Origin of the sequence: Streptomyces sp. WAC04114 (assembly GCF_019733245.1) — a bacterium.
Classification (GTDB): Bacteria; Actinomycetota; Actinomycetes; order Streptomycetales; family Streptomycetaceae; genus Streptomyces; species Streptomyces massasporeus_A.
In genome coordinates, this window is sequence record NZ_JAIGQA010000268.1 from 1 (window position 1) to 8,214 (window position 8,214).

7 protein-coding genes are annotated in these 8,214 nt (G+C 71.1%); all 7 read left to right on the forward strand.

The features are described 5' to 3' along the window. Positions 1–653 (forward strand): hypothetical protein (locus K4G64_RS37230; RefSeq protein ID WP_260461509.1); only part of this gene is annotated, 653 nt, incomplete at its 5' end. 170 nt (positions 654–823) lie between these two features. Further along, a complete protein-coding gene (locus tag K4G64_RS37235; RefSeq protein WP_190903351.1) occupies positions 824–1,666 on the forward strand; it encodes a nitrilase-related carbon-nitrogen hydrolase in 843 nt (280 codons plus the stop codon). After that, positions 1,663–2,949, forward strand: coding sequence for an aspartate aminotransferase family protein (locus K4G64_RS37240; RefSeq protein ID WP_221760298.1), 1,287 nt, complete (start codon positions 1,663–1,665; stop codon positions 2,947–2,949). The genes K4G64_RS37235 and K4G64_RS37240 overlap by 4 nt, the downstream gene beginning before the upstream one ends. 28 nt (positions 2,950–2,977) lie before the next feature. Further along, positions 2,978–4,576: a PucR family transcriptional regulator gene (locus K4G64_RS37245; RefSeq protein WP_221760299.1), complete on the forward strand. Its 1,599-nt coding sequence runs from the start codon at positions 2,978–2,980 to the stop codon at positions 4,574–4,576. Positions 4,577–4,731: 155 nt separating this feature from the next. After that, positions 4,732–5,574, forward strand: a complete 843-nt coding sequence (locus tag K4G64_RS37250; RefSeq protein WP_221760300.1) for a nitrilase-related carbon-nitrogen hydrolase — start codon at positions 4,732–4,734, stop codon at positions 5,572–5,574. 122 nt (positions 5,575–5,696) lie between these two features. After that, positions 5,697–7,100, forward strand: coding sequence for a dihydropyrimidinase (gene hydA / locus K4G64_RS37255; protein WP_221760301.1), 1,404 nt, complete (start codon positions 5,697–5,699; stop codon positions 7,098–7,100). A gap of 11 nt (positions 7,101–7,111) precedes the next feature. Beyond that, positions 7,112–8,134: a TIGR03842 family LLM class F420-dependent oxidoreductase gene (locus K4G64_RS37260; RefSeq protein ID WP_221760302.1), complete on the forward strand. Its 1,023-nt coding sequence runs from the start codon at positions 7,112–7,114 to the stop codon at positions 8,132–8,134. Positions 8,135–8,214 lie beyond the last annotated feature (80 nt).

Genomic DNA, 8,214 nt, shown 5'->3' on the forward strand with positions numbered 1-8,214 from the left:
GGTCCACGGCCCCGACCGCGCCGACCTCCCGCACCGGCCGGACGCCCCGCGGTGCGCGCTTCGCCGGAGCCGCCGAGGAGGCCGTGGAGGAGCGGCCGGTGCGGGAGGTCGGCGCGGTCGGGGCCGTGGACCTGGCCGAGGTCGGCCGGACCGTCGACCTGCTGGCCCGGCTGCGCGGCGAGGGTCGCAGCGGGGAGGCCCACGCGTTGCTGGCCGAGGTCGCCTCGTGGGAGCCCCGCCGGTATCCGCTGGTCGCGGAGCGGCTGCACCGCGCAGGGCTGGACGCCGACTGGCAGACGGTGCTGTGGGAGGCCGCCTCGCTGCCCGCCGAGCGGCTGGTCGCCGCCGCCGACGCGCTGGTCGAGGCAGGGCGGGCGGTGGACGGGCGGCAGATGCTGCGGCAGGGAGTCGCACGGCCCCCGGACGAGGTCGGCCAGGCCGTCCTCGGTCTGACCGCCGAGCGGCGTCACCGCGAGGTGCGCGTCCTGCTCGACGCGTACGTCAGGGCCCGCACCCCCGAGGAGGCCGCCCGCAGCGCCGAGCCCGATCCGCGGCGCCTCGTGCCGCTCCTGCTGGAGGCCGCCCAGGGCGTGTCGGACGAGCGGCGCTGGGACCTTGTGCACGCCCTGCGGGTCGCCGGATTCGCCGCCTGACCGGCGATACACCGCCCCGGGCGACTCACCCACAGGAGTGTGAATCGCGCAATGCCCCGCGGGTTGGCGACGATGGTCTTGGCAACCCCGTGCCAGAGGCTTACGTTCGTGGCTCTACGGCCCGCTTCTACGGGCGTAGAGGCGCAGACGTCGCGTCGAAGGAGCAGCTCATGGCCAACGTCGTACGTGCCGCCCTGGTCCAGGCCACCTGGACCGGCGACACCGAGTCCATGGTGGCGAAACACGAGGAGCACGCCCGCGAGGCGGCCCGCCGGGGCGCGAAGATCATCGGTTTCCAGGAAGTCTTCAACAGCCCCTACTTCTGTCAGGTCGAGGAGCCGGAGCACTACCGCTGGGCCGAGCCCGTCCCCGACGGCCCGACCGTACGGCGCATGCGGGCGCTCGCGCGCGAGACCGGCATGGTCGTCGTCGCGCCGGTGTTCGAGGCGGAGCAGCCCGGCTTCTACTACAACACCGCGGCCGTGATCGATGCCGACGGCACCTACCTCGGCAAGTACCGCAAGCACCACATCCCCCAGCTCAAGGGCTTCCGAGAGAAGTTCTACTTCAAGCCCGGCAACCTCGGCTGGCCCGTCTTCGACACCGCCGCCGGCAAGGTCGGCGTGTACATCTGCTACGACCGCCACTTCCCGGAGGGCTGGCGCCAGCTCGGCCTGGCAGGGGCCCAGCTGGTCTACAACCCCTCGGCCACCCACCGGAGCCTGTCCTCCCACCTGTGGCGGCTGGAGCAGCCCGCCGCGGCCGTCGCCAACGGGTACTACATCGCCGCGATCAACCGCGTCGGGCAGGAGGAGTACGGCGACAACGACTTCTACGGCACGAGCTACTTCGTCGACCCACGCGGGCAGTTCGTGGGGGACGTCGCCAGCGACAGCGAGGAGGAGCTGGTGATCCGGGACATCGACCTCGACCTCATCGAAGAGGTACGGCAGACGTGGGCCTTCTACCGCGACCGCCGCCCCGACGCCTACGAAGGGCTGGTGCAGCCGTGACCAACGACCTCCTGGGCCGCCACCGGGCCGTGCTCCCCGACTGGCTCGCCCTCTACTACGAGGAGCCGCTGGAGCTCACCCACGGCGAGGGCCGGCACGTCTGGGACGCCCAGGGCAACCGGTACCTCGACTTCTTCGGCGGCATCCTCACCACCATGACGGCCCACGCACTGCCCGAGGTCACCAAGGCGGTGAGCGAGCAGGCCGGGCGGATCATCCACTCCTCGACCCTCTACCTCAACCGCCCGATGGTCGAACTCGCCGAGCGCATCGCCCAGTTGAGCGGCATCCCGGACGCCCGCGTCTTCTTCACCACGTCCGGCACCGAGGCCAACGACACCGCCCTGCTGCTGGCCACGGCGTACCGGCGCAGCAACACGATCCTCGCGATGCGCAACAGCTACCACGGCCGTTCCTTCAGCGCCGTCGGCATCACCGGCAACAGCAGCTGGTCGCCGACGTCGCTGTCCCCGCTCCAGACGCTGTACGTCCACGGCGGCGTGCGCACCCGCGGCCCCTTCGCCTCCCTCAGCGACGAGGCCTACATCGCCGCCTGCGTCGAGGACCTGAAGGACCTGCTCGGCCACACCCGCGCGCCGGCCGCGCTGATCGCCGAACCCGTCCAGGGCGTCGGCGGGTTCACGGCGCCGCCGGACGGGCTGTACGCCGCCTTCCGCGAGGTGCTGCACGAGCGGGGCATCCTGTGGATCGCCGACGAGGTGCAGACCGGCTGGGGCCGCACCGGCGAGCACTTCTGGGGCTGGCAGGCCCACGGACGCAACGGACCGCCCGACATCGTGACCTTCGCCAAGGGCATCGGCAACGGCATGTCCATCGGCGGCGTCGTCGCCCGCTCCGAGATCATGAACTGCCTGGACTCCAACAGCATCTCCACCTTCGGCGGCACCCAGATCACCATGGCCGCCGGCCTCGCCAACCTCAACTACCTGCTGGAGCACGACCTCCAGGGCAACGCCCGGCGCGTCGGCGGGCTGCTCATCGAGCGGCTGCGGGCCGTCGCCGCGCAGGTCCCGGCCGTACGGGAGGTACGCGGACGCGGGCTGATGATCGGCATCGAGATCACGAAACCCGGGACCGACGAGGCCGATCCGCAGACCGCGGCGGCCGTGCTGGAGGCGGCCCGCGAGGGCGGCCTGCTGATCGGCAAGGGCGGCGGGCACAACACCAGTTCGCTGCGCGTCGCACCGCCGCTGTCGCTCAACGTCGCGGAGGCCGAGGAAGGCGCCGCGATCCTCGAGAACGCTCTGAGGAGCATCCCGTAGCAGTGCACTGAACAAGGGATACGGCGCCATGACCATCACCCTGGATTCCCTGGAACCCGCGCTGTCGGTGCGGCAGGTCCTCACCCTGGAGCGGGTGCTCGCCGGGGAGCCCGAGGTGGTGGCCGGCGCGAGCCATCTCGACCGGCCGGTGCGCTGGGTGCACGTCGCCGAGGCCGCCGACGTCGGAGTGATGCTCACCGGCGGGGAGATGGTCCTCACCACCGGTGTGCTGCTCGCCGGCGACGAGGACAAGCAGGCCGAGTACGTCCGGTCGCTGCACCGCGCCGAGGCCGCCGCCGTCGTCCTCGGACTCGGCCGTGCCTTCCCGGCGGCGCCGGACGTGATGCGCCGGGCGGCCGAGCGGTGCGGTCTGCCGATGGTCGTCCTGCACCGTCCGTTCCCCTTCGCCGAACTGACCGAGGAGGTCCAGTCGCGGCTGGTGCGCCGCAAGTTCGCCGCCGTCAGCCTCTCCGAGGCCGTCCGCACCGAACTCACCGCCCTCATCACCGCCGGCGCCCCGCTGCAACGTCTGCTCGACGAGGTCGCCCGGCACAGCGCCTGCCCGGTCGTCGTCACCAACCTCGCCCACCGCGTCCTCGGCACGGCGGGGGAGCGGCCCGCGGTGGACGACGTGCTGCGCGACTGGGAGCGCATCGCCCGGCAGGCGTGGGGGCACCACCCAGGCCGTTCAGGCACTGGGGGAGGCACGGAGGGCGACGGCTGGATCCGGGCCGAACTGGGCGGGCGCGGGGAGCGCTGGGGCCGGATCGTGCTGTGTGGCTACCGCGGCGACCCCGCGACCGGACGGTTGCTGGCCGACCGCGCCGCCGAGGCCCTCGTCCTGCACCGCATGCTCGGCGGCGGCGCGGCGTGCTCCTGGGAGGAGCAGGCCGCGCAGAGCCTGCTCACCGACCTGGTCAGCGGCGTCGTACCGGCCCGGCACCTGCTGCCCCGGGCCCGCGCCGCCGGGCTGCCGGTCAACCGGCGCACCTTCGTGCCGCTGGTCGTCCGCGACGGTGACCCCGCCCGCCTCGAACGGCTCCTGCGGCTGCTGGGCCTGCCCGGGCTGGTCGCCGAACTCGCCGACGGTGCCACCGCCGTGCTGCTCAGCCTGCCCCGCGACCAGGACGCGGGCGCCCTCGCCGCGCACTTCGCGACCCGGCTGCGCACCGAGACCGGCCCCGACAACCCGGTGGTGGCGGCGGCCGAACCCAGCGCCGCCTGGGACGACGTACCCACCGGACTGCGCGAGGCCCAGCACGTCGCGGACGCCGTCGCCGACTCCTCCGGCGTCCTCGACCTGCCACCGGTCGTACGCCTGAAGGACGTCCACCTGCGGGGCCTGGTCCGGCTGCTGCGCGACGACCCGCACGTGCAGTCGTTCGCGGAGCGGGAGCTGGACGGGCTGCTGCGCGAGACCGACGAGGACCTGCTGCCGGTCCTGCGCACCTACCTCGCCACCGGCCGCAACAAGTCCCGCACCGCCCAGCTCCACCACGTCTCCCGGCCGGCCCTCTACCGCCGGCTGGAGTCCATACAGGTCCGCCTCGGGGTGGACCTCGACGACTTCGAGCAGGCCGCCTCGGTGCACATCGCACTCCTCGCGCACGACGCGCAACAGCGGTGAAACACGCGACCACCTGGGAAAACGGCGGTGAAACATGGGTCCACGAAAGAGTGACACGGTGGCACGCCGCACGCCCTCGGACGTGACACGCTGCAACTCAAAGACGCCCTTCTCCCTCCCTAGGCTCACGGCACACCGAGCGACCGGAGGTCCCGATGAGCCGAGTGATCCGCGCCGCCGTCTTCCAGACCGCCTGGACGGGCGACAAGGAATCGATGATCCAGGTCCACGAACAGGCGGTCCGCGACGCCGCCGCGCAGGGCGCTCAAGTCCTGTGCTTCCAGGAGCTGTTCTACGGTCCGTACTTCTGCCAGGTCCAGGACCCGGCCTTCTACGAGTACGCCGAGCAGATCCCCGAGGGCCCCGTCGTCCGCCGCTTCCAGGCCCTCGCGAAGGAACTGGGCATCGTCCTGGTGCTGCCGATGTACGAGGAGGAGCAGCCCGGCATCCTCTACAACACCGCCGCCGTGATCGACGCGGACGGCTCCTACCTCGGCAAGTACCGCAAGACCCACATCCCCCAGGTCAGGGGATTCTGGGAGAAGTTCTACTTCCGCCCGGGCAACTCCGGCTGGCCCGTCTTCGACACGGCCGTCGGCAAGGTCGGCGTCTACATCTGCTACGACCGCCACTTCCCGGAGGGCTGGCGCGCGCTCGGCCTCGCGGGTGCCGAGATCGTCTTCAACCCGTCCGCCACCTCGCGTGGCCTGTCCGGCTACCTCTGGCAGCTGGAGCAGCCGGCGGCGGCCGTCGCCAACGAGTACTTCGTCGGCGCGATCAACCGGGTCGGCGTCGAGGAGTACGGCGACAACGACTTCTACGGCACGTCGTACTTCGTCGACCCGGAAGCCCGGTTCGTCGGCGAGGTGGCGAGCGACAAGGAGCCCGAACTGGTGGTGAGGGACCTGGACATGGCCAAACTCCGAGAGGTCCGCGACCGCTGGCAGTTCTACCGGGACCGCGCGCCGGGAGCGTACGGCCCACTGACAGCACCTTAGAACGCCGCCAAGGGGCACGCCCTTCAGGGGCGCGGGGCTGCATTCGATATGCGGCTACCGCCGCGCGGGCGCGACCAGCCACACACAACCGGCACGTACCGACTGCGAGGAGCGACCACGACATGAGCAGCCGTACAGTCATCCGCGGCGGCCTCGTCATCACCGCATCCGACGAGATCCACGCCGACGTCCTGATCGAGGACGGCCGAATCGCCGCCCTCGCAGCCCATGGGACACCCGCCGCCGAATCCTTCACAGCCGACCGCATCATCGACGCCACCGGAAAGTACGTCATCCCCGGCGGCGTCGACGCCCACACCCACATGGAGCTCCCCTTCGGCGGCACCTTCGCCTCCGACACCTTCGAGACCGGCACCCGCGCCGCCGCCTGGGGCGGCACGACGACGATCATCGACTTCGCCGTGCAGAGCGTCGGGCACAGCCTGCGCGAGGGCCTCGACGCCTGGCACGCCAAGGCCGACGGCAACTGCGCGATCGACTACGGCTTCCACATGATCGTCTCGGACGTCAACGAGCACACGCTCAAGGAGATGGACCACCTGGTCGAGGAGGGCATCACCTCCTTCAAGCAGTTCATGGCCTACCCGGGCGTCTTCTACAGCGACGACGGCCAGATCCTGCGCGCCATGCAGCGCTCCGCCGACAACGGCGGCCTGATCATGATGCACGCCGAGAACGGCATCGCGATCGACGTGCTGGTGGAGCAGGCGCTGGCGCGCGGCGAGACCGACCCCCGCTACCACGGGGAGGTCCGCAAGGCCCTGCTGGAGGCCGAGGCCACCCACCGTGCCATCAAACTCGCGCAGGTGGCCGGCGCGCCCCTGTACGTCGTGCACGTCTCGGCGACCGAGGCGGTCGCCGAGCTGGCCCGGGCCCGCGACGAGGGACTGCCCGTCTTCGGCGAGACGTGCCCGCAGTACCTGTTCCTGTCCACCGACAACCTCGCCGAGCCCGGCTTCGAGGGCGCGAAGTACGTGTGCAGCACCCCGCTGAGGCCGAAGGAGCACCAAGCCGCCCTGTGGCGGGGGCTGCGCACGAACGACCTCCAAGTCGTCTCCACCGATCACTGCCCCTTCTGCTTCACCGGGCAGAAGGACCTGGGCCGCGGCGACTTCTCCAAGATCCCCAACGGCCTGCCGGGCGTGGAGAACCGTATGGACCTCCTCCACCAGGCGGTCGTCGACGGGCACATCTCGCGCCGCCGCTGGATCGAGATCGCCTGCGCGACCCCGGCCCGGATGTTCGGCATGTACCCGAAGAAGGGCACGATCGCTCCGGGCGCCGACGCCGACGTCGTCATCTACGACCCGCACGCCGAGCAGGTCATGTCCGCCGAGACGCACCACATGAACGTCGACTACTCGGCGTACGAGGGCAAGCGCACCACCGGCCGGGTCGAGACGGTCCTCTCGCGCGGCGAACCCGTCATCACCGAGCGGGAGTACACCGGGCACGCCGGGCACGGCGTGTTCACCCCGCGATCCACCTGTCAGTACCTCAACTAGGAGTGGCGCAGATGGACTTCGGACTTGTCCTGCAGACCGACCCGCCGGCCTCGCGGGTGATCAGCCTGATGAAGCGGGCGGAACGCAACGGCTTCACCCACGGCTGGACCTTCGACTCCGCCGTGCTGTGGCAGGAACCGTTCGTGATCTACAGCCAGATCCTCGCCAACACCACGACCCTGAAGGTCGGGCCGATGGTGACCAACCCGGGCACCCGCACCTGGGAGGTCACCGCCTCCACCTTCGCCACCCTCAACGACATGTTCGGCAACCGCACGGTCTGCGGCATCGGCCGCGGCGACTCCGCGATGCGCGTGGCCGGCCGCAAGCCCAACACCCTGGCCCGGATCAGCGAGGCCATGAAGGTCATCCGGGACCTCGCCGGCGGACGGGAGGCCGACCTCGGCGGTGGCACCGTCGTCCGCTTCCCGTGGATCGCCGAGGGCGCCGAACTGCCCGTGTGGATGGCCGCGTACGGCCCCAAGGCCCTGAAGATGACCGGTGAGGAGGCGGACGGTTTCATCCTCCAGCTGGCCGACCTCTACCTCACCGAGTACATGGTCAAGGCCGTGAAGGACGCGGCCGCAGCCGCCGGCCGGGACCCCGCGGAGGTGACCATCTGCGTGGCCGCACCGGCGTACGTCACCGAGGACGACTCGCCCGAGGCGCTCGCCCACGCGCGTGAGCAGTGCCGCTGGTTCGGCGGCATGGTCGGCAACCATGTCGCCGACCTCGTCTCCAAGTACGGCGAGCACTCCGCGGCCGTCCCCGACGAACTCACCGACTACATCAAGTCCCGCGAGGGCTACGACTACTCCCACCACGGCCGCGCCGGCAACCCGGACACCCAGTTCGTGCCCGACGAGATCGTCGACCGGTTCTGCCTGATCGGCCCGGTCGAGAAGCACATCGAGAAGCTGGAGGCGCTGCGCGCGCTCGGCGTGGACCAGTTCGCCGTCTACGACATGCACGATGCGCAGGAGGCCGTGATCGAGGCCTACGGATCGCGGGTGATCCCGGCCGTCAACGGCTGACCTCCGCCGCCCCACCCCCTGTGAACTCCCCCTTCCCAGCGGCTCGGGAAGGGGGGCCCAGGACGCTCCCCGGTGCACCC